This is a genomic window from Pseudomonas sp. EA_5y_Pfl2_R50 (assembly GCF_963970475.1).
Lineage (GTDB): Bacteria > Pseudomonadota > Gammaproteobacteria > Pseudomonadales > Pseudomonadaceae > Aquipseudomonas.
The window spans coordinates 16521-39951 of the sequence record NZ_CAXAPT010000019.1 but is presented as its reverse complement, the minus strand read 5'-3'; the positions used below and the strand labels follow the sequence as shown (position 1 = coordinate 39951).

Sequence of the window (23431 nt, the reverse complement as noted above, 5' to 3'; positions counted from 1 at the left end):
AAGAGAACTAATGATCCATAGCGGTGCATTCTGAGAACTGCGACACGCCGCCACACCCCAGCCCCGCTGGCGATCCAGCCTGCCGACTAATTATTTAAAGACGTCATCCGTTCTCATTGGTGAATGGTTCCGGGCGCACATCCCCGGCCAGACAGCATTCCCATGCCTTGCGCGGTCGGCGTAGACCGCGCCCTGCATGCCCTCGACGGGCGTGACGCAGCAACCCGATTCCACTAGCAAGCCGAATTCAGGCAGGAAACCTCATGACCGACGCGTTCGAACTCCCCAGCACTCTGGTCCAAGCCCTTCAGCGCCGCGCGGCCCAGACCCCGGATCGGCTGGCCTTGCGTTTTCTCGCCGAAACCGAGGAGCAGGGCGTGGTGCTCAGTTACCGCGAACTGGACGAGCGCGCGCGCACCATTGCGGCAGCGCTACAGGCTCAGGCGCAATTCGGTGATCGCGCGGTGCTGCTGTTTCCCAGTGGCCCGGACTATGTTGCGGCATTCTTCGGTTGCCTTTACGCGGGCGTGATTGCGGTGCCGGCCTATCCACCGGAATCCGCACGCCGTCATCACCAGGAGCGCCTGCTGTCGATCATCGCCGACGCCGAGCCGCGCCTGCTGCTGACCAGCGCCGACCTGCGCGACGCCTTGCAGCAAATCGAAGGCGCGCCACCGCTGCTGTGTGTCGATACCCTCGACCGCACGCTGGCCGAACGTTGGGTGGCGCCGAACCTGCCGCAAGACCACATCGCCTTCCTGCAATACACCTCCGGCTCCACCGCGTTGCCCAAAGGCGTGCAAGTCAGCCACGGCAATCTGGTCGCCAACGAACTGTTGATCCGTCGCGGTTTCGGCATCGATGTCAACCCGGACGACGTCATCGTCAGCTGGTTGCCGCTGTACCACGACATGGGGTTGATTGGCGGTCTGCTGCAACCGATCTTCAGTGGCGTGCCGTGCATCCTGATGTCGCCGGCGTACTTCCTCGGTCGCCCATTGCGCTGGCTCGAAGCGATCAGCCAATACGGCGGCACCATCAGCGGCGGACCGGACTTCGCCTACCGCTTGTGCAGCGAGCGGGTCAGCGAATCGGCTCTCGAGCGCCTCGACCTGAGCCGTTGGCGTGTGGCCTATTCCGGTTCCGAACCGATCCGTCTCGACACCCTCGAACGCTTCGCCGAGAAGTTTGTGAACTGCGGTTTCAGCGCCGACAATTTCATGGCCTCCTACGGTCTGGCCGAAGCGACGTTGTTCGTCGCCGGCACCCCGCGCGGCACTGGCATCCCGGCACTGCGCGTGGATGATCAGGCGCTGGCGCAAAATCGCGCCGAAGCGGGTGAGGGCAGCCCGATCATGAGTTGCGGCATCAGCCAGCCGGACCACGCGGTGTTGATCGTCGAACCACACTCCCTTGAAGAACTGGCCGACAACGCGGTGGGTGAAGTCTGGGCTGCCGGCCCGAGTATTGCCCTCGGCTATTGGCGCAACCCGCAAGCCAGCGCCAAGACCTTCGTCCAGCACGCCGGCCGCACCTGGTTGCGCACCGGTGACCTGGGTTTCATGCGTGACGGCGAGCTGTTCATCACCGGTCGCCTGAAAGACATGCTGATCGTGCGCGGCCACAATCTGTATCCGCAGGACATCGAGAAAACCGTCGAGAACGAAGTGGAAGTGGTGCGCAAGGGCCGCGTCGCTGCATTTGCCGTCAGCCAGGACGGTGAAGAAGGGATCGGCATCGCGGCGGAAATCAGCCGCAGCGTGCAGAAAATACTGCCGCCGGAAGCCCTGATCAAAGCCATTCGCCAAGCGGTGGCCGAGGCTTTTCAGGAAGCGCCGAGCGTCGTGATGTTGCTCAACCCGGGCGCGCTGCCGAAAACCTCCAGCGGCAAGTTGCAACGTTCGGCGTGCCGCATTCGTCTGGCCGATGGCAGTCTCGACAGCTACGCGGTGTTCCCGTCGACCAGCGCCGCCAGCGCAGAGTCGACCGCGAGCGCGTCCGAACTCGAAGCGCTGATCGGCAAGATCTGGGCCGAGCAACTCAACGTCAAACAGGTCAGCGCCGACGATCACTTCTTCCTGCTCGGCGGCAATTCGATTGCGGCCACGCAAGTGATCGCTCGGGTACGCGAAGAGCTCGGGCTGGAGCTGAACCTGCGCCTGCTGTTTGAAGCTCCGACGCTGTCGGCATTCGCCGCTGCCGTGGCGCAACAACAGCAGGACGGCGGCAGCGCCCAAGGTGCAATCACGGCGTTGGCGCGCACCGAGCCGATGCCGCAATCGCTGGCGCAAAACCGTCTGTGGATCACTTGGCAACTCGACCCGCAAAGCAGCGCCTACAACATTCCCGGCGGCCTGCGCTTGCGCGGCGAACTCGACGAGGACGCCTTGCGTGTCAGTTTCCAGCAACTGATCGAGCGCCATGAATCCCTGCGCACACGCTTCTTCGAACGCGACGGCGTGGCCCTGCAACACGTCGATGTCGCCGCCGAATTCGACCTGCAACTGATCGACATCAGCGACCTGCCGGCACCCGAGCACGAAGCTCGTGCGCAACAAATCCGCGAAGACCAAGCACGTACCCGGTTCGACCTGGAAAAAGGTCCGCTGCTGTGGGTGACGTTGATTCGCCTCGACGACGAAGATCACCAGTTGCTGGTGACGATGCATCACATCATCGCCGACGGCTGGTCGCTGAATGTCTTGATCGACGAATTCTCACGCCTGTACGCCGCCGCTTCGCAAGGTGCAATCGCCAGCCTCGCGCCGTTGCCGACCCAATACGCCGACTACGGCAGTTGGCAGCGCCAATGGCTGGCGCAGGGCGAGGGCGAGCGGCAACTGACGTACTGGAAAGCGCAGCTGGGCGATGAACATCCGGTGCTGGAACTGGCCACCGATCACCCGCGATCCACCCAACACAAGCACAGCGCCGCACGTCACACGGTGCGCTTGGGCGTCAGCCTCAGCGATGCGATCCGCAGCACCGCGCAAGCCCATCAATCGACGCCGTTCATGCTGTTGCTCTGCGCGTTGCAGAGCTTGCTGCACCGCTACAGCGGTCAGCGCGACATTCGCATCGGCGTGCCCAACGCCAACCGTCCGCGCCTGGAAACCCAAGGCCTGATCGGCTTCTTCATCAACACCCAGGTATTGCGCGCCGAGGTCGATTCGCGCCTGCCATTCGTTGAGCTGCTGGCCCGCACCCGCCAAGCCACCCTCGGCGCCCAGGCGAATCAGGATCTGCCGTTCGAACAATTGCTTGAAGCTTTCCCCCAAGCCCGTGAACAAGGCTTGTTCCAGGTCATGTTCAACCACCAGCAACGCGACTTGAGTGCGCTCAAACGCCTGCCGGGCCTGCTCGCCGAAGAACTGCCGTGGCACAGCCGCGAAGCCAAGTTCGACCTGCAACTGCACAGCGAAGAAGACCGTAACGGTCGCCTGACCTTGTCGTTCGATTACGCCAGCGAACTGTTCGACGCCGCGACCATCGAACGCCTCGCCGAGCATTTCAGCAACCTGCTGCGCGAAGTCTGCGAGCATCCGGAGCACGCCATCGGCGACCTGCAATTGCTCAGCGGCCACGAACACGAACAGCAAAAAAGCTGGAGCGTCGCCCCGTGCACTGCGGCGCAAGTGTGGCTGCCGGAACTGCTGGACGAGCAGGCGCGGCAAACGCCGGAACGCACCGCGCTGGTGTGGGGCGGTGGCAGTCTCGACTTCGCCGGACTTCACAGCCAGGCCAACCGCCTCGCGCATTACCTGCGCGACAAAGGTGTCGGCCCGGATGTCTGCGTGGCTATCGCCGCCGAGCGCTCGCCGCAACTGCTGATCGGTCTGTTGGCGATCATCAAGGCTGGCGGCGCCTACGTGCCGCTGGACCCGGACTATCCGGCCGATCGCCTGGCCTACATGCTCAGCGACAGCGGCGTCGAATTGCTCCTGACCCAAACCGAATTGCTCGGCCGTTTGCCGGCCAGCGACGGCGTGAGCGTCATCGCCATGGACGCGTTGCACCTGGAAAACTGGCCGAGTCAGGCGCCGGCTCTGCACCTGCAAGGCGACAACCTCGCCTACGTGATTTACACCTCGGGTTCTACCGGTGAACCGAAAGGCGTCGGCAATACCCATGCGGCACTGGCCGAACGTCTGCAATGGATGCAGAGCACTTACGCGCTCAATGAAACCGATGTGCTGATGCAAAAGGCGCCGATCAGTTTCGACGTGTCGGTGTGGGAATGCTTCTGGCCGTTGATCAGCGGCGCGCGCCTGCTGATCGCCGGCCCTGGCGAGCACCGCGACCCGCATCGCATCGCGCAACTGGTTCAAGCGCATGGCGTGACCACGTTGCACTTTGTGCCGCCGCTGCTCTCGCTGTTTATCGACGAACCGCTGAGCGCTGCATGCACCTCCTTGCGCCGGGTGTTCTCCGGCGGTGAGGCGCTGCCGGCCGAACTGCGCAACCGCGTGTTGGCGCAACTGCCAGCGGTGCAATTGCACAACCGTTACGGCCCGACCGAAACCGCGATCAACGTCACCCATTGGCACAGCACCACGGCCGATGGCGAGCGTTCGCCGATTGGCCGTCCGCTGGGCAACGTGGTTTGCCGCGTACTCGACGCCGACCTCAATCCTGTGCCGGCCGGTGTGCCGGGTGAGCTGTGCATCAGCGGCATCGGTCTGGCTCGCGGCTACCTCGGTCGGCCATCGTTGACCGCTGAACGCTTTGTGGTCGATCCACTGGGCGAGCAGGGCGCGCGTTTGTACCGCACCGGCGACCGTGCGCGCTGGACGTCTGATGGCGTGATCGAATACCTCGGCCGTCTCGATCAACAGGTCAAACTGCGTGGCTTCCGTGTCGAGCCGGAAGAAATCGAAGCGCGCTTGCTCGCGCAGGACGGCGTCGCCCAAGCGGTGGTGCTGGTGCGGGAAACCGCTGCCGGCGCGCAGCTGATCGGCTACTTCACCGCGACCGATGCCAACGAGAATCACGACGATCACAGCGCGCGCCTGAAAGCAGCGCTGGCTGCCGAGCTCCCGGAGTACATGGTCCCGGCGCAACTGATGCGCCTCGACGCAATGCCCCTCAGCCCCAGCGGCAAACTCGACCGCCGCGCCTTGCCTGAACCGCAATGGCAAGTGCGCGAACACGTCGAACCGGTGACTGAGCTGGAACAACAGATCGCCGCGATCTGGCGCGAAGTGCTCGGCTTGACCCGGGTCGGCCTGCGCGATGATTTCTTCGCCCTCGGTGGTCACTCGCTGCTGGCCACGCAAATCATCTCGCGCAGCCGTCAGGCCTGTGACGTCGAGCTGCCGTTGCGGGCGTTGTTCGAACACAGTGAACTCGGTGATTTCGCCGAACAGATTCGCCTGATTCAGGCCAGCGGTCGTACCAACGAACAGCCGCCAATCGACAAGGTTGATCGCAGCCAACCGGTGCCGTTGTCGTACTCGCAACAGCGCATGTGGTTCCTCTGGCAGCTGGAGCCGGACAGCCCGGCGTACAACGTCGGCGGCATGGCGCGCCTGCGTGGCGTCCTGCATGTCGAGCATTTCGAGGCCGCCTTGCAAGCGCTGATCCTGCGTCACGAAACCCTGCGCACCACGTTCCCGAGTGTCGACGGCATCGCCCGTCAGCGGGTGCATGCCGAAACCGGCGTGCGCATGGGCTGGAAGGATTTCTCCAGATTCGCCGCCGATACGCGTGAGCAACAGGTTCAGCAACTGGCCGACGAAGAAGCGCATCTGCCGTTCGATCTGGAAACCGGCCCGCTGCTGCGCGCCTGTCTGGTGAAAACCGCCGAGCAGGAACATTACTTCGTTCTGACGTTGCACCACATCGTCACCGAAGGCTGGGCGATGGACATCTTCGCCCGGGAACTCAGTGCGCTGTACGAAGCCTTTGTCGATGATCGCGATTCGCCGCTGCAACCGCTGCCGGTGCAATACCTCGATTACAGCGTCTGGCAGCGCAACTGGCTGGAGTCCGGTGAGCGTCAGCGTCAACTCGACTACTGGACCGCGCAACTCGGTCGCGAACATCCGCTGCTGGAATTGCCGGGCGACCGTCCGCGTCCGCCGGTGCAAAGCCATCAGGGTGAACTGTTCCGTTTCGATCTGAGCGATGACCTCGCCGCGCGGGTTCGTGCATTCAATGCGCAAAACGGTCTGACCTTGTTCATGACCATGACCGCCGCACTCGCCACATTGCTTTACCGCTACAGCGGCCAGACCGATCTGCGCATCGGTGCGCCGGTGGCCAACCGTATCCGCCCGGAAAGCGAAGGGCTGATCGGTGCGTTCCTCAACACCCAAGTGCTGCGCTGCCAGCTCGACGGCATGATGTCGGTCGGCGAGTTGTTCGAGCAGGTGCGTCACACCGTGATCGAAGGCCAGTCGCATCAGGACCTGCCGTTCGATCATCTGGTTGAAGCCTTGCAGCCGCCGCGCAGTGCCGCCTACAACCCGCTGTTCCAGGTGATGTGCAACGTGCAACGCTGGGAATTCCAGCAGAGCCGCACGCTCGCAGGGATGACCGTCGAGTACCTGGCGAACGATGCGCGGGCGACCAAGTTCGACCTCAACCTGGAAGTCACCGACCTCGACCATCGCCTCGGCTGCTGCCTGACTTACAGCACCGATTTGTTCGACGAGCCGACCATCGCCCGCATGGCCAGGCATTGGCGCAATCTGCTCGAAGCGCTGATCGCCGATCCGCAACAGCGCCTCAGTGAGTTGCCGCTGCTCGATCAACCTGAACAACAGCAACTGCTCGACAGCCTTGGCGTTGAGCCGGGCGAGCACCGTCTCGACCAGTGCATCCATCACCTGTTCGCTGAGCAGGCACTGGCGCGCAAAGATGCACCGGCCCTGACCTTTGCTGGGCACACCCTGAGCTACGCCGAACTCGACGCCCGCGCCAACCGCTTGGCCTGGGCGTTGCGTGAGCGTGGTGTCGGCCCGCAAGTGCGCGTGGGTCTGGCGCTGGAGCGTTCGCTGGAAATGGTCATCGGCCTGCTGGCGATTCTCAAGGCTGGCGGCGCCTATGTGCCGCTGGACCCGGAATACCCGCTCGACCGTTTGCATTACATGATCGAAGACAGTCGAATCGGCCTGCTGCTCAGTGATCGCGCCATGTTCAAAGCCCTTGGCGATCTGCCGCCAGGCGTGGCGCGCTGGTGCCTGGAGGAGGACAGCGCGGCACTCGCCGCTTACCCGGCCGCTGAGCTGCCGTTCATCAGCCTGCCGCAACATCAGGCCTACCTGATTTACACCTCGGGTTCGACCGGCAAGCCGAAAGGCGTGGTGGTCTCCCACGGCGAAATCGCCATGCACTGCCAAGCGGTGATCGAGCGTTTCGGCATGCGTGCGGATGACTGCGAACTGCACTTCTATTCGATCAACTTCGATGCGGCGACCGAGCGCCTGCTGGTGCCGCTGCTGAGCGGCGCGCAGGTTGTGTTGCGGGCGCAAGGTCAGTGGGACGCCGAAGAAATCTGCGACTTGATCCGCACGCATAACATCAACGTCCTCGGTTTCACCCCGAGCTACGGCAGTCAGTTGGCGCAGTTCCTCTCGACGCAAAACGAAATCCTTCCGGTGCGTATGATCATCACCGGCGGCGAAGCGCTGACCGGCGAACACCTGCAACGCATCCGCGCCACGTTCAAGCCGAGCCTGTTCTTCAACGCCTACGGGCCGACAGAAACCGTGGTCATGCCACTGGCCAGTCTGGCGCCGGAGGTACTGGAGGAGGGCGCCGGCAGTGTGCCGATCGGTAGCGTCATCGGTGCGCGTGTGGCGTACATTCTCGACGCTGATCTGGCGCTGGTGCCGCAAGGCGCGACCGGTGAGTTGTTCGTCGGCGGCGCCGGTCTGGCCCAGGCCTATCACGACCGTGCGGGTATTACGGCCGAGCGTTTTGTCGCTGACCCGTTCGCCACCGATGGCGGGCGCATGTACCGCACCGGCGACCTGGTGCGCCAGCGTGCCGATGGCCTGGTGGAATACCTGGGACGAATCGACCATCAGGTGAAAATCCGTGGTTTCCGCATCGAGCTGGGCGAAATCGAAACACGCCTGCTTGATCATGACTTGATCCGTGAGGCCGTGGTGCTCGCACTCGACGTGCCAAGCGGCAAGCAACTCGTGGGCTATTTAGTCACTGAAGTCGCTGAGCAAAGCGAAGCCGAGCAGGCTGAACTGCGCGAAGCGCTGAAGTCGCATCTCAAGGCGCAGCTGCCGGATTACATGGTGCCGACCCACCTGATTCTGCTGGCGAGCATGCCGCTGACCGCCAACGGCAAACTCGACCGCCGCGCCTTGCCAGCGCCAGACCCGGAGCTCAATCGCCAGGACTACGTCGCGCCGAGCAATGAACTCGAGCAGACGCTGGCGCAGATCTGGTGCGAAGTGCTCAACGTCGAACAGGTCGGCCTCAACGACAACTTCTTTGAACGGGGTGGCGACTCGATTCTGTCGATTCAAGTGGTCAGCCGCGCGCGCCAGCAGGGCATTCATTTCAGCCCGCGTGATCTGTTTCAGCATCAAACCGTGCAGACACTGGCCGCTGTGGCCAGCCGCACCGAACAAGTGACGGCGGAGCAAGGGCCGGTGGCGGGTGATTCGCCTCTGACGCCGATTCAGCACTGGTTCTTCGACACGGAAATTCCTCAGCGTCAGCACTGGAACCAGGCGCTGTTGCTGGAGCCGACCGTGACCCTCGACCCCCATCGTCTGGAGCAGGCGCTGCTGGCGGTGATCGAGCAGCATGACGCCTTGCGTTTGCGCTTCAGCGAGCTCGACGGCCAATGGCAAGCCACTCATCAAGCCGTCCCGGATGCTGCTGTTTTGTGGCAATTGCGCGTGGCCTCGATGGACCAGTGTGAAGCACTGTTCGCCGATGCCCAGCGCAGTCTCGATCTGGAGCAGGGCCCGCTGGTGCGCGCCGTGCTGGTCGATGGCCCTGAAGGTCAGCAACGCCTGTTCATCGCCATCCATCACTTGGTGGTCGACGGCGTTTCGTGGCGCGTCCTGCTTGACGATCTGCAAACCGTGTATCGCCAGCTCGACGCCGAACAAGCAGTGAAACTGCCGGCGAAAACCAGTGCTTTCAAGGACTGGGCGGCGCGTTTGCAGGTCTACGCCGGCAGCGAATCGCTGCGCGAAGAACTCAACTGGTGGCAGATCCAGCTGGCCGGTTCGAGCGCCGATCTGCCGTGCGAAAACCCGCAGGGCGGGCAGCACAATCGTCATGCGCAAACCGTCAGCGTGCGCCTTGATGCCGAGCACACCCAGCAACTGCTGCAACAGGCGCCGGCCGCCTATCGCACGCAGGTCAACGACTTGCTGCTGACCGCATTGGCCCGCGTGCTGTGCCGCTGGAGCGGGCAGCCGTCGGCACTCATTCAACTGGAAGGCCACGGCCGCGAAACCCTGTTCGACGAGATCGACCTGACCCGCACCGTCGGCTGGTTCACCAGCGCCTATCCATTGCGCCTGACCCCGCACAACATCGAAGAGGCTGCCGGGCAGGGCGCTTCGATCAAGGCAATCAAGGAGCAATTGCGCGCAGTGCCGCACAAAGGCCTGGGCTACGGCGTGCTGCGTTATCTTGCCGATGACCTCAGTCGGCGCAGCATGGCCGCGCTGCCGCATGCGCCAGTCACCTTCAACTACCTCGGCCAGTTCGACCAGAGTTTTGGCAGTGATGCGCTGTTCCGTCCGCTGGATGAAGCGGTCGGCGCCGCCCACGATCCGCAGGCGCCGTTGCCCAACGAGCTGAGCGTCGACAGTCAGGTTTACGGCGGTGAATTGCTGCTGCGCTGGACTTTCAGCGCCGAGCGTTATGACGCGCAGACCATCAATGATCTGGCGCACGCTTACCTGGGTGAGCTGCGAAGCCTGATCAGCCATTGCCTGCAAGACGAGGCCGGTGGCCTGACGCCGTCGGACTTTCCGCTGGCGAAACTGACTCAGGCACAACTCGATGCCTTGCCGGTGCCGGCCGCGCACATCGAGGACGTCTATCCGCTGACACCGATGCAGGAAGGCATGTTGCTGCACACCTTGCTTGAACCGGGCACCGGTCTGTACTACATGCAGGATCGCTACCGCATCCATAGCGAACTCGATGCCGAGCGTTTCGCTCAGGCGTGGCAAGCGGTGATCGCCCGTCACGAAGCTTTGCGTGCGTCGTTCTGCTGGAACGTCGGCGAAGACATGCTGCAAGTGATTCATACGCCGGGCCGCACGCCGATCGAATACCTCGACTGGAGCGCCATCGCCGACAGCGAACAGGAACCGAAGCTGCAAGCGTTGCTGAAAAACGAGCGCGAGGCCGGTTTCGATCTGCTCAATCAGGCGCCGTTCCACCTGCGCCTGATCAAGGTCGGCGCGGCGCGTTACTGGTTCATGATGAGCAACCACCACATCCTCATCGACGCCTGGTGCCGTTCGCTGCTGATGAACGACTTCTTCGAAATCTACACCGCCCTCGGTGAAGGTCGCGAAGCGCAGCTCGCCGTGCCGCCGCGTTATCGCGATTACATCGGCTGGCTGCAGCGCCAGAGCCTCGCCGAAGCGCGGCAATGGTGGCAGCAGAACCTGCAAGGGTTCGAGCGCACCACGCCGATCCCGAGCGACCGTCCGTTCCTGCGCGAACACGCCGGTGACAGCGGCGGGATGATCGTTGGCGACCGCTATACCCGCCTCAATGTCGAGGACGGTGTGCGTCTGCGTGAACTGGCGCAGGCCCATCAACTGACCATCAACACCTTCGCCCAGGCGGCGTGGGCCCTGGTCCTGCGGCGCATGAGCGGCGAGCGTGACGTGCTCTTCGGCGTGACGGTGGCGGGGCGTCCGGTGGAAATGCCGGAAATGCAACGCACCGTCGGCCTGTTCATCAACAGTATTGCGCTGCGGGTGAAGATGCCGGCGGACGATCAGCGCAGCAGCGTGCGGCAGTGGCTGAGCGCTCTGCTCGACAGCAACATGCAATTGCGCGAGTACGAATACCTGCCGCTGGTGAACATCCAGGAACAAAGCGAACTGCCGAAAGGCCAGCCGCTGTTCGACAGCCTGTTCGTCTTCGAAAACGCGCCGGTGGAAGTCTCGGTACTGGATCGTGCACAGAGCCTCAATGCGACGTCGGACTCGGGCCGTACCCACACCAACTTCCCGCTGACGGCGGTGTGCTACCCCGGCGATGACCTCGGTCTGCATCTGTCTTACGATCAGCGCTATTTCGACGAGTCGACCATCGAGCGCATGCTCGGTGAGTTCAAGCGTCTGTTGTTGGCGCTGGTCGATGGCTTCCACGGTGACATGGCCGATCTGCCGCTGCTGGGCAGCGAAGAACAGGACTTCCTGCTGCACGGTTGCAACCAGAGTGCTCACGACTATCCACTGGAGCAGAGCTACGTTGCGCTGTTCGAAGCGCAGGTCGCCGCGCATCCGCAACGCGTCGTCGCCAGTTGCCTTGATCAGCAACTGAGTTATGCCGGGTTGAATCACAACGCCAACCGTCTCGGCCATGCACTGGTCGCCGCGGGTGTGCAGATGGATCAACCGGTGGCGTTGCTCGCTGAACGTCATCTCGATCTGCTCGGCATGATCATCGGCAGCTTCAAGGCCGGTGCCGGTTACCTGCCGCTTGACCCGGGGCTACCGAGCCAGCGCCTGCAACGCATTATCGAACTGAGCCGCACGCCGCTGCTGGTCTGCACTGAAGCCTGCCGCGAACAGGCGCAAACCCTGCTCGATGAATTCAGCTGTGCCAACCGACCACGGCTTTTGATCTGGGAAGAGGTGCAGGCGCTGGCGACATCGCAGGAGAACCCGGGCATCCACAGTGGCCCGGACAACCTCGCGTATGTGATCTACACCTCGGGCTCCACTGGCCTGCCGAAAGGCGTGATGGTCGAGCAGCGTGGCATGCTCAACAACCAGTTGAGCAAGGTGCCGTACCTGAATCTGAGCGATGCCGACGTGATCGCCCAGACCGCTTCGCAAAGCTTCGACATTTCGGTCTGGCAGTTCCTCGCCGCGCCGTTGTTCGGCGCGCGGGTGGACATCGTACCGAACACCATCGCCCACGACCCGCAAGGCTTGCTGATGCATGTACAGGCCCAGGGCATCACCGTGCTGGAGAGCGTGCCGTCGCTGATTCAGGGCATGCTCGCCTCGGAGCGCCTGAGCCTCGATGGTCTGCGCTGGATGCTGCCGACCGGTGAAGCGATGCCGCCAGAACTGGCGCACCAATGGCTGCTGCGTTACCCGGACATCGGTCTGGTCAACGCTTACGGCCCGGCGGAATGCTCCGATGACGTGGCGTTCTTCCGTGTCGACATGGCCTCGACCCGTGGCAGTTACCTGCCAATCGGCACGCCGACCGACAACAACTTGCTGTACCTGGTCGATGGCGCGCTGGAACTGGTGCCGTTGGGGGCGGTGGGTGAGTTGTGTGTGGCAGGCACGGGCGTCGGTCGCGGGTATGTCAGCGATCCGCTGCGCACGGCGCCGGTGTTTGTGCCCAATCCGTTCGGTGTGCCGGGTGAACGGCTGTATCGCACGGGGGACCTTGCACGGCGTCGCAGCGACGGTGTGCTGGAATACGTTGGCCGGGTTGACCATCAGGTGAAGATTCGCGGTTATCGCATCGAACTGGGCGAGATCGAAGCGCGCCTGCATGAACAAGCGGAAGTGCGCGATGGCGCGGTCGGTGTGCAGGAGGGCGCCAACGGCAAGCATCTGGTCGGTTATCTGGTTGCCGCCGATACTGCGCTGAATCCAGGTGAACGCCTGGAGCGCATCAAGCAGCGCCTGCGCACCGAACTGCCCGAGTACATGGTGCCGCTGCACTGGTTATGGCTCGATCAGCTACCGTTGAATGCCAACGGCAAACTCGACCGCAACGCGTTACCGGCGCTGGAGATCGGCCAGTTGCAGAGCCAGGACTATCTGGCTCCGCGCAACGAGCTGGAGCAGACGTTGGCCGATATCTGGGCTGAGGTGTTGAAGGTCGGGCAGGTCGGTGTTCGCGACAACTTCTTCGAGCTGGGCGGGCACTCGTTGCTGGCCACGCAGATCGCTTCGCGGGTGCAGAAAACCCTGCAACGCGATGTGCCGCTGCGGGCGATGTTCGAGTGCAGCACGGTGGAAGAGTTGGCTGAGTACATTGGTGGGTTGGCGGCGAGTGATATCACCGAGGAGAAGGTTGATCGGCTCAATGACCTGATGGCGGAGCTGGAGGGCCTCTAGTGCTCTAGCGTCTGTAGCGGCCCCTTCGCGAGCAAGCCCGCTCCCACAGTTGCCCTGGCCTGTGTGGGAGCGGGCTTGCTCGCGAAGGCGGCATCAGCATCAACACAAAAGTCGGCATTTCCCAGGTTGACGATCAGCAACCGGCAGCTCAGTCTTCCGGTTCTCTTTTTTGTCGCGGGGGGTGGTCGATGCCTTTTTTTACGGTGGACGGACAAGCGCTGCATTACCTTGATCAAGGGACAGGTCCGGCGGTTTTGCTGGCCGGCAGTTATCTGTGGGATCAGACCATGTGGGCACCGCAGATTGCCGCGTTGTCTGCGCACTATCGGGTAATTGCACTGGATCTGTGGGGACACGGTGAGTCAGGGCAATTGCCTGAAGGCACGACATCGCTGGACGATATCGCCCGGCAAGCACAGGCCTTGCTCGATCATCTGAACATCGATCAGGTTACGTTGGTTGGCTTGTCGGTCGGCGGCATGTGGGGTGCGCGTCTGGCATTGTCGGCGTCAGAGCGGATCAACGGTCTGGTGCTGATGGACACCTACCTCGGCGTTGAACCGGAGCCTACCCGTCAGTATTACTTCTCGCTGTTCAAACAGATTGAAACGACCGGCGAAATCTCCGCGCAATTACTGGATATCGTCGTCCCGATTTTCTTCCGTCCGGGCATCGATCCGCAGTCGGCGCTGTATCAGGATTTTCGCGCGAAACTGGCGGCGTACTCCGCCGAACAACTGCGCGAAAGCATCGTGCCGATGGGGCGTATCACCTTTGGTCGGGATGATGTGTTGCCTCGACTGGGCGAATTGAACGCAGCGACCACGCTGGTGCTGTGTGGCGATCAGGACAAACCACGACCACCGTCGGAAGCCCGGGAAATGGCCGGGTTGATCGGTTGCCCATGGATGCTGGTGCCGGAGGCGGGGCATATCTCCAATCTGGAGAATCCCGGGTTTGTCACCGAGGCGTTGCTCGCCTTCCTCAGCGAGCGCAACCGCTAGAGCGAGCCATCGTTCTTTGCAAGCAAGCCCGCTTCCGCCTTTGGATTTGTGTACGCAGAACCCAATGTGGGAGCGGGCTTGCTCGCGAACAGGCCAGATCAGGCAATGAAGATTGAAGGGTTACTTTGGCCCAAGAATCTTCACCAGTTTGTCCGGCGAAGGCGCGCCTTGTTGCTGTTGCAACTCGCCTTTGTCGTCCATGTAGAAAATCGCCGGCGTCGCCTGCAGGTCGAGGTCTTCCATCAACTGCATGTTCGCCGCCAGTTTGGTTTGCACGGCCACAGGAATATCTTTCAACGCTTTGAGCGAGCTGCCCTTGCCAGCCTTCTCATGATCTTCCAGAGCCTTGGCCGGATCTTTCGCCGCCAGCAACGCTGCTGACTTGCCCGGGCTGTCTTCGCGGATGATGCCGACCATGATGTGGCGCAACTGCACTTTGCCGGATTTCACCCACGGCCGCGCCTGTTCCCAGAACATGTTGCAGTACGGGCAGTTCGGATCGCTGAACAAGTACACGGTGCGGGGTGCATCCTTGTTGCCGTCCTGAATCCAGTGGCTGGTTTCGAACTTGGCCCAGACTTCCTTGGCCATCGGTGCATACACCAGTTTTTGCAGCGGCTCGCTGCTCAGGTCCTTGCCGTCGGCGTCATACAGATTGCCGAGCAGAACGTGTTTGCCATCCGGGGTCAGGTACAACGCCATGCCACGGTTCTGATACTGCGCCGCATAACCACGCAAGCCATCGGGGGCGTCGAACTGACCGACGATTTTCGCGCCTTTGGCTTCGATCTGTTTGATCGCCGCAGGCAGTTCTTCTGCGGCCTGCACCGACGGCAAGTGCAGCAGGGCAGAGCCCAGAGTCAGCGTCAGCAGGTGGCGGAGGCGGGGCATGGCAGTTTCCTTGCAGAGGTGGCCGGGGCTGCGGCCGGGTTCGAGATCGGATTCGGTTCGCCGAAGTTTTCCAGGGCGCGGGCCAGGCTGGCGTTGGACAGCTCGCCAAGATGACTGGCGAGCAGACGCCCGTCGGAGCTGTAAAACAGCGTAGTCGGCAATGCCATGGAACCTACGGCCTGACCGAGCTGGCCGCGACGATCAAACAGTACGTTATTCAGGCTCAGGCCCTGGGTTTCGAGAAATGTCGCCACGCTTTGCATGCTTTCGGCCTGATTGACGAACAGGAAGGTCAGGTCCGGGCGTTGTTGCTGGGCGTTTTCCAGCACCGGCATTTCGCGGCGGCATGGCGGGCACCAGGTGGCCCACAGATTGATCACCAACGGCCCTCCCTGATAGTCGCTGAGCTGGACGGTTTCCCCGGCGGCGTTGCGCAATGAGATTTGCGGGAGTCGCGTGCCTTGTTCGTAGATGTTCAATGACAGTGTCGCCAGCAACCAGAACACCACGCCACTGGCAACGCCAAAGCCCAGCGGACGGCGCAAACCAGGCCTGCGCCAGCCACGATAGAACGCCGCCAGCAGCAGAACGATCACCCCCGGCCAGGCGAGAAAACCGCCGTCGCGCAAGTCGACGATCTGCCACGGATCATTGCGATAGTGGCTCCAGTAAAGCGCGACAAATGCCACGCGGGCAGCCAGCATGCCCAGGAGGAACAGACTGAACAGCACTGACTCGGGATTATCGCCACCACGTTTTGCCACTCGCCAGCCGACAAAGGTCGCCAGCGCCAATGCACTGATCAGCAGCAGGTGGTTGAGCGCGATGGCAAAAGTGCCGAGGGTGAAAGTCAGCATTAATTGGCGTCCCGGGTGGCAGTCCAGCGTCGCAGGAACGTGTCGGCGTCGACTTCACCGGTGATGCGCTGGCTGCGACGTTCTTCGCCGTCGGTACCGATCCAGATGAAGGTCGGCGGCCCCGGCACTTTGTAACGGCTGAGCAGCTCACGGCTGGCGGCATTGTCGGCGGTGACATCGAGCCTGAGCAGGCGCACGTCGCTCAGCGCCTGCATGACCTTGTCCTTGCCGAACACCTGTTTCTCCATGACTTTGCACGACACGCACCAGTCGGCGTAGTAATCGAGCAACACCCACTGCCCCTGAGCCTTGGCGGTATCCAGTTCACGCTGCAGCGCTGCCGGGTCCTTGATGGTGGTGAAAGCGTCATGGCCGCTCGGCGTTGCGCTGGCGACACGACCCGCGCTGTACACCTGCAGCGGCTGATACGGGTCATCACCGCCACCGGCGGCACCGATCATCAACAGGCTGCCCCACAGACCGAGCAACAGCGAGCTGGCGCCGAACATCTGGGCGACACGCCCGAAGCCTTCCGATTGCTTCCAGGCACAGAACGCAGCGATCAGCAGCAGCGCGCCGCACAGGCCCAGCCACAACGAGGAGTCCAGCACCGGGCGCAACATCAGCAGCGCAGTCGCCAGAAACAGGAAACCGAAGATGCCCTTGAGCAGGTTCATCCATGCCCCGGGTTTTGGCAGGAAGCGGTTGCCGACGGTCACCAGCAACAACAGCGGCACACCAATGCCGATGCCCAGCGCGAACAGAATCAGGCCACCGTGCAGCGCATTGCCGCTCTGGGCGATGTACAGCAAGGCGCCGGCCAGCGGCGCGGTCATGCACGGGCCGACCAGCAGACCGGACAAGGCCCCGAGCACCCCGGCACCGATCAGGCTGCCGCCGTTGCGGCTGCGCGAGGCGTGTTCGAGGCGATCACGCAAGGCCACCGGCAATTGCAATTCGAAGAAGCCGAACATCGGCAACGCCAGCACCACGAACACCGCCGCAAACGCACCGAGCAGCCAGGGATTCTGCAGCCACGCCTGCAGGTTGGCGCCGAGCAGAGAGGCGATCACGCCCATCGCGGCGTACACCAGTGCCATGCAGATCACATAGCTGCTGGCCAGGGCGAAACCACGCCGTGGCGTGGCACTACTGCCGACGACCATTCCCGCCAGAATCGGCAGCATTGGCAGGGAACACGGGGTAAATGCCAGCAGCAGGCCAAGGCCGAAGAACACCAGCAAGCTCCAGCCCAGCGCTCGCTGTTGCAGGCCGCTGGCCAAGGCTTGATCCGGCGCTTGCGCGCTGGCCGTCGGCGTCGCTTTGCCACCCAGATCGATGACCCGGGTTTGCGGTGGATAACACAGGCCGGCATCGGCGCAGCCCTGATAACTGACCTTGATCTGACCGCTGGCCGAGGCCGGGACTTTTACCTCCAGCCCCTGGCGATACACCGGTTGTTCGCCGAAAAATTCGTCGCTGTGGGATTCACCCTCGGGCAGAACCGGCTGTTGTTCGGCCTTCAGGCCGTCGAGTTTCAGGCGCTTCTGATACAGGTAGTAGCCGTCGCTGATCTGCCAGAACAGTTGGGTTTCCCCGGACTCCAGGCGTTCGGAGGTAAGCACGAACGCTTGGTCGACCGGCAGAAATTCCGGTTTGGTCTCGAATGGATTATTTCCCGCCTGAGCCAGGCCTGAGATCAGCAGTGCAAACAAAAGAAAAAAATGACGCATGGAGGAGCCTTGTCCCTGTGCAAGTGGAATGCACAGTGGCGGGTAGCGATTAACCGATGATTAACCGCCCCGCACGATGCCGGATGGAACCCCGACGTCGATGCACTGGTGCCTGCAAATGGCCTCAGTCCGTCAGCAGACCGGGCCAGGTTGATTCGGAGATTGTATACGGGCCGAATAGTTTTTTCGCGCCCTGTTCATATCGCAGATACTGGTTGTCATTCAGGAAGATATAAAAATATGTGTCGAAATTCGGGTAGTCATTCAGGGCAGCAGTCATCATGCGTCCTTGATATTGTGTCAGCTCATCCCATGGAGAGTTTTTGAGGGGCAGTACTTGCAGGTTTGTCGAGTAAATCTCGTAAGTCAGATAGTTGCCGTCGTTCAGTAATATCCAGTAGGTGTATTCTTTCGAGTTGTTTTCGTTGCACATTGCACCGACTATTTTATAGTAATAAGGCAGTAACTTTGCCCATTTGGATTGCGCGACGGGGGTGTTCGATACGGCCTTGTCATATCGCTGGTTGAATTCACAGACTGATGGAGTATCGCCATCGTCGTAGAACAGCCAGAGGGTGTCGATACCGCCGTCCCAGCTGGGGCTGGTAGTGGTAAAGCCAAAGCGCAAGTCTGCGGCAGTCTTGTCGAAGCCTTCCCAGTGTTCGTCAACCGATTTGGGGTAACCGGAGAGAACTTTGTTATCTCCGATGTCGAAACGGGCATAAGTGTTCTTTTCTCGGAAAAAGAAATAAATACGGTCAGGGCCGGTGCTCCAGTCAACGGCAGCGAAGTTTTTGCTAGTGGTCATTTTTACGGTTTCTCAAGTAATTTGTGATTGGTCTTTCTGGTTGGGTGTTTAGTTGTTGTAAAGTTGCTGGGCGAGATTAGTTTTCGCTGCTTTGTTTGTATAGTTCGAGGGTGTTGTATTTTATTTCGGTTAGTTTGACTTGTATTTGCCGGATGGTATTTTGCAGGTGCCCCCGATGGGGTATTACCGGTCAACGCAGGCGAGCTATGAAGCCTCTGTCTGGTCGGTTGTGGCCCGGCCATAATTGCGGCTTAATCCTGTTCTGTTCGACTTGCCTTTTTTCTCAGGGAACCACCATGCACGTACTGGTTTGCGAAGACGATGAACTGATCGCCAGCGGTATCGTTGCCGGTCTCACTGCCCAGGGCTTGACGGTCGAGCACGTCAACACCGCGTCGAAGGCGCGGGCGATGCTCAAGGTTGCCGAATTCGACGTGATGGTGCTCGATCTCGGCCTGCCCGATGAAGATGGCCTCAAGTTGCTGCAACAGTTGCGGCAACAGGGCCTGGAAATTCCGGTGCTGATTCTGACCGCGCGCGATTCGGTCACCGATCGGGTCGATGGTCTGCAGGCGGGGGCTGACGATTACCTGCTCAAGCCATTCGATCTGCGTGAACTGTTTGCGCGCCTGCAAACCCTGCTGCGGCGAGTGGCGGGGCGCAGTGTCAATCTGATCGAGCATGGCGCCCTGACCTACGACCCCAGCAGCCGCGAAACCAGGCTCGCAGGGCAGCCGATTGATTTGTCGCGTCGCGAGCAGTCGCTGTTGCAGGCCTTGCTGCATAACCGTGGGCGGGTGCTGTCCACCGAGCAGTTGAAAGACAGCGTCTATGGCTTCAACGACGAACTGGAGAGCAACGCGCTGAACGTGCATATCCATCACCTGCGCAGCAAGCTTGGCAAAGGCATCGTCGAAACCGTGCGCGGCCTGGGATATCGCCTCGGTCCGGCGGACGGTGGAGATCAAGGCAAGTGATGAGTCTGCGACTGCGCCTGAGTCTGACTCTCGGCGCCGCGTTTGCAGTGATCTGGGCGCTGGCGGCGGCCTGGATGCTCAGCGATCTGCGCAATCAGATGATGTTTTCCCTCGACCAGCGCCTGGTGGCTTCGGCGCGCATGGTCGCCGGGCTGCTCGAACAGTTGCCGACGCTGCCGAGCAAAGGCGAGGGCACCCATTTCAGCGCGGAGCAACTGAACATTCCCGGCGGCATGGCCTGCCAGGTCAGTTCATTGCGCGGGGAAATCCTCGCCCGCAGCCACAACAATCCCGAACAAGCGCTGGAAGCCGAAAAGATGGGCTTCCACGATCAGACAATCGACGGCGCACCGTGGCGCAGTTTCACCCTCGCGCGCGGTGACGTGCGGATCACCACGGCGGATCGGCAGATCGAACGCGAAGCCCTGAACATGTCGATCCTGCTGGCCGCATCAGTGCCGGTAGGGGTGGCCTTGCTCGGTTGCCTGTGCCTGTTGTGGCTAGGCATCGGTCAGGGGCTGGCGCCGCTCAATCGTCTGCGGGAAGCGTTGATGCGGCGCAATGCCGATTCGCTGGAGCCGCTGCAATTGCAGGCGTTCCCCAGCGAATTGAAGCCTTTGCTCGACACCCAGAATCAACTTTTCCAACGCATTGGCAAGACCATCGAGCGGGAACGTCGCCTCACCGGCGATGCCGCGCATGAACTGCGCAGCCCGTTGACGGCCATCAAGACCCACCTGCAAGTGGCGCGCATGACCGAAGGTGCTGCCCGCGATCAGTCGCTGGCCCGGGCCGAGGAGGGCGCGGATCGCATGCATCGCACCCTTGAACAACTGCTGTTGCTGGCGCGGGTCGAGGGCAGTCTGTCGTTCGACGACGGCGTGCAATGCAGCGCCGAACAGGTCGCCAGGCTGGCGATTCAGGATGCCACGGGCGGTGAGCGCCTGCGGATCAAACTGCACCTGCCGACGCAGTTGTCGGATGCGCCGTTGCAAATGCCCGCCGTACTGTCGATTGCTGCGCTGCGCAACCTGCTCGACAACGCCTTGCGCCATACACCGGAAGACTGCGCGGTGGAGGTGAGTCTTGAGACGATTGGCAATCGCGTGCGCTTTGTCGTGCGCGATCACGGCCCGGGCATCGCCCCGGATGATCTGCAACACCTGACGCAACGCTTCTGGCGCAACGGTCAGAGCACCGGTTGCGGCCTCGGTCTGGCGATTGTCCAGGCCATCGTCCAGCGCTGCGAATGCGCCCTGCATTTCGACAGCCGCCCGGACGGTTTGCGGGTTGAGTTGACGATGCCGCTGCAACCGGTCTGATCCCTTCGGCAGCTCTTACAGCGGGCGGTGTCGTGGCACATCAAATGTAACTTCTCGATGTTCGCTATCCGCCCGCACTGGCGTTATCGTCTGCGCTGCCTTGACTCAACGGATTGAGGGAACAGCGCCATGGAAGCACCGATCTACATCTACGCCGCCACACCCGCCGACGCCGGCATTATCAGCCGGATCATCGAACGTTCGATCCGCGTCGGTTGCGCGCTCGATCACCGCAATGATCCGCACCTCGTCAATACCTGGGTCCGCCAGCATTCAGCAGACCGCATCAACGGCTGGCTGGCCGATCCGCACCATTACCTGAACATAGCGCTGCTGCAGGACAAGCCGGTGGGTGTCGCGATGGCATTGACCCATGGCGAGGTCAGCTTCTGCCATGTGCAACCGGAATGGTTTCGCCGAGGGGCCGGGCGGGCTCTGATGGCGGATCTCGAAGGCTGGTTGCGGATACGTCGCACAGCGGATGCCAGGCTCAACAGCACCGTTGGCAGCAAAGCGTTTTATCGCCACCTGGGATACCGCGAATCGGCGCCGGCCCTGATGCGGCAAGGCCTCAGAACCATTCCCATGCACAAGCCCCTGACGCTTGCCGGCTGACAACTCGATCAAGGGTCTAAATCCTCGACCTGCTTAAGCGTTTCCAGAACAGGAAAACCTGCATGTGCGCTCCGCGACCGGAACGCGCACCTGTCTGGTGTGCTGTTTTGGTCACTATCCATAGCGAATTGAGGGGTCGAGAGATGTCAGTCGCCACCAGCCTTATCGAAGAGTCGTCGGCCCGGGTCAGCTCGGCGCCGGCGGAAACCTTGTACCAGTTCAATGAGTCGCCGCTGCTGGCCCGTCAGAATCAGCAGGAATCCAATGCACGCAGTTATCCTCGGCGCATTCCGCTGGCACTCAAGCGTGCCAAGGGTCTGTATGTCGAAGACGTGGAAGGGCGCACCTTCATCGATTGCCTGGCCGGTGCCGGTACGCTGGCGCTGGGACACAACCATCCGGTGGTGATCGAAGCGATCCAGCAGGTGCTCGCCGATGAATTGCCGCTGCACACCCTCGACCTGACCACGCCGGTCAAGGATCAGTTCGTGCAGGACCTGTTCGGTCTGCTGCCACCGGCGCTGGCGGCGCAGGCGAAGATCCAGTTCTGCGGCCCGACCGGCACCGACGCCGTGGAAGCGGCGCTGAAGCTGGTGCGCACGGCGACCGGGCGCAGTACCGTGCTGTCGTTTTCCGGCGGTTATCACGGCATGAGTCAAGGTGCATTGAGCCTGATGGGCAGTCTGGGGCCGAAAAAGCCGCTGGGTGCGTTGCTCAGCAATGGCGTGCAGTTCATGCCGTTCCCGTATGACTATCGCTGCCCGTTCGGGCTCGGTGGTGCCGCCGGGGTGAAAGCGAACCTCAGCTACCTGGACAACCTGCTCAACGATCCTGAGGCTGGCGTGCAACTGCCGGCGGCGGTGATCGTCGAAGCGGTGCAGGGCGAGGGCGGGGTGATCCCGGCGGACATCGAGTGGCTGCGCGGTTTGCGCCGGATCACCGAGAAGGCCGGTGTCGCGCTGATCATCGACGAAATCCAGAGCGGGTTTGCCCGTACCGGCAAGATGTTTGCCTTTGAACATGCTGGCATCACGCCGGACGTCGTGGTGTTGTCCAAGGCCATCGGCGGCAGCCTGCCGCTGGCGGTGGTGGTTTACCGAGACTGGCTCGACACCTGGCAGCCTGGCGCGCACGCCGGCACTTTCCGTGGCAACCAGATGGCGATGGCCGCCGGATCTGCGGTGATGCGTTATCTGGTCGAGCACAAGGTCTGCGAACACGCCACGGCAATGGGCGAGCGCCTGAGCGAGCACCTGCGCATCCTGCAGCGCGACTTTGCGCAATTGGGTGACATCCGTGGGCGCGGCCTGATGCTGGGGGTCGAACTGGTCGATCCGAATGGCGCAGCGGATGCTCTGGGTCATCCGCCGGCATTCGCCCGTCTGGCACCGCTGGTTCAGCGCGAGTGCCTCAAGCGTGGTCTGATTCTGGAACTGGGCGGTCGTCATGGCGCGGTGGTGCGTTTCCTGCCGCCGCTGGTGATCACGGCCGCTGAAATCGACCGTGTCGCCGAGATTTTTGGCCGTGCGCTGGCCGGGGCCACTGCCCGGCTGTAAATTTTTCGCCGCGCCGAACGTTCTTACTACATACCCGGCTGCACCCGTCGTGCAGCCCACCTTACAGCGATGGAGAACCAGCATGACGTCAGTATTCGACCGCGAGGACATCCTCTTTCAGGTCGTGGTCAACCACGAAGAGCAGTACTCGATCTGGCCGGATTACAAAGCCGTGCCAGAAGGCTGGCGCACCGTGGGCAAGAGTGGCCTGAAAAAGGAATGCCTGGCCTATATCGAAGAAGTCTGGACCGACATGCGTCCGCTGAGCCTGCGCCAGAAGATGGAAGCCCAGGCCGCCGCGCAATAAGCGGCCGGGCAAGAAAAAACCCGCTGGACTGGTGACAGTCAGCGGGTTTTTTTATGGCTGGAGTTTGTGTTGCCTCTCAGGTCCTCATCGCTGGCTTGC

Annotated in this window: 11 protein-coding genes; 7 read left to right on the top strand and 4 right to left on the bottom strand. The window is 62.0% G+C overall.

Features of this window, described 5'->3' with window-relative positions:
- Positions 1-263: 263 nt before the first annotated feature.
- The gene (locus tag AACY19_RS24950; protein WP_339454232.1) at positions 264-13262 is read left to right on the top strand and encodes a non-ribosomal peptide synthetase; all 12999 of its coding nucleotides are present in this window, start codon (positions 264-266) and stop codon (positions 13260-13262) included.
- Between the two features lie 188 nt (positions 13263-13450).
- On the top strand, positions 13451-14266 hold the full coding sequence (locus AACY19_RS24945; protein WP_339454231.1) for an alpha/beta fold hydrolase: 816 nt from the start codon (positions 13451-13453) through the stop codon (positions 14264-14266).
- A 120-nt stretch (positions 14267-14386) separates the two neighbouring features.
- Here AACY19_RS24945 and dsbG read toward each other — a convergent pair whose 3' ends face one another.
- The 4 genes from dsbG to AACY19_RS24925 form a co-directional block, all read right to left on the bottom strand.
- Positions 14387-15157: a thiol:disulfide interchange protein DsbG gene (gene dsbG, locus AACY19_RS24940; protein WP_339454230.1), complete on the bottom strand. Its 771-nt coding sequence runs from the start codon at positions 15155-15157 to the stop codon at positions 14387-14389.
- Complete coding sequence (locus AACY19_RS24935; protein ID WP_339454229.1) at positions 15133-16014, bottom strand: TlpA disulfide reductase family protein; 882 nt, start codon at positions 16012-16014, stop codon at positions 15133-15135. The genes dsbG and AACY19_RS24935 overlap by 25 nt, the downstream gene beginning before the upstream one ends.
- Positions 16014-17747: a protein-disulfide reductase DsbD gene (dsbD, locus tag AACY19_RS24930; protein ID WP_339454228.1), complete on the bottom strand. Its 1734-nt coding sequence runs from the start codon at positions 17745-17747 to the stop codon at positions 16014-16016. Before dsbD ends, AACY19_RS24935 begins: the two co-directional genes overlap by 1 nt.
- 124 nt (positions 17748-17871) lie before the next feature.
- Complete coding sequence (locus AACY19_RS24925) at positions 17872-18555, bottom strand: hypothetical protein (protein WP_339454227.1); 684 nt, start codon at positions 18553-18555, stop codon at positions 17872-17874.
- A 296-nt stretch (positions 18556-18851) separates the two neighbouring features.
- Here AACY19_RS24925 and AACY19_RS24920 point away from each other — a divergent pair, with 296 nt between their 5' ends.
- From AACY19_RS24920 to AACY19_RS24900, 5 genes are all read left to right on the top strand, one after another.
- Positions 18852-19532, top strand: a complete 681-nt coding sequence (locus tag AACY19_RS24920; protein WP_339454226.1) for a response regulator — start codon at positions 18852-18854, stop codon at positions 19530-19532.
- Positions 19532-20854 (top strand): sensor histidine kinase, encoded by a 1323-nt coding sequence (locus tag AACY19_RS24915; RefSeq protein ID WP_339454225.1) that lies wholly within the window; start codon positions 19532-19534, stop codon positions 20852-20854. The genes AACY19_RS24920 and AACY19_RS24915 overlap by 1 nt, the downstream gene beginning before the upstream one ends.
- 129 nt (positions 20855-20983) lie before the next feature.
- Positions 20984-21469, top strand: coding sequence for a GNAT family N-acetyltransferase (locus tag AACY19_RS24910; RefSeq protein WP_339454224.1), 486 nt, complete (start codon positions 20984-20986; stop codon positions 21467-21469).
- Between the two features lie 143 nt (positions 21470-21612).
- Complete coding sequence (locus tag AACY19_RS24905; RefSeq protein ID WP_339454223.1) at positions 21613-23025, top strand: aspartate aminotransferase family protein; 1413 nt, start codon at positions 21613-21615, stop codon at positions 23023-23025.
- 82 nt (positions 23026-23107) lie between these two features.
- Entirely contained in the window at positions 23108-23332 is a 225-nt protein-coding gene (locus AACY19_RS24900; RefSeq protein WP_007917715.1) for an MbtH family protein, read from the top strand.
- Positions 23333-23431: the final 99 nt, after the last annotated feature.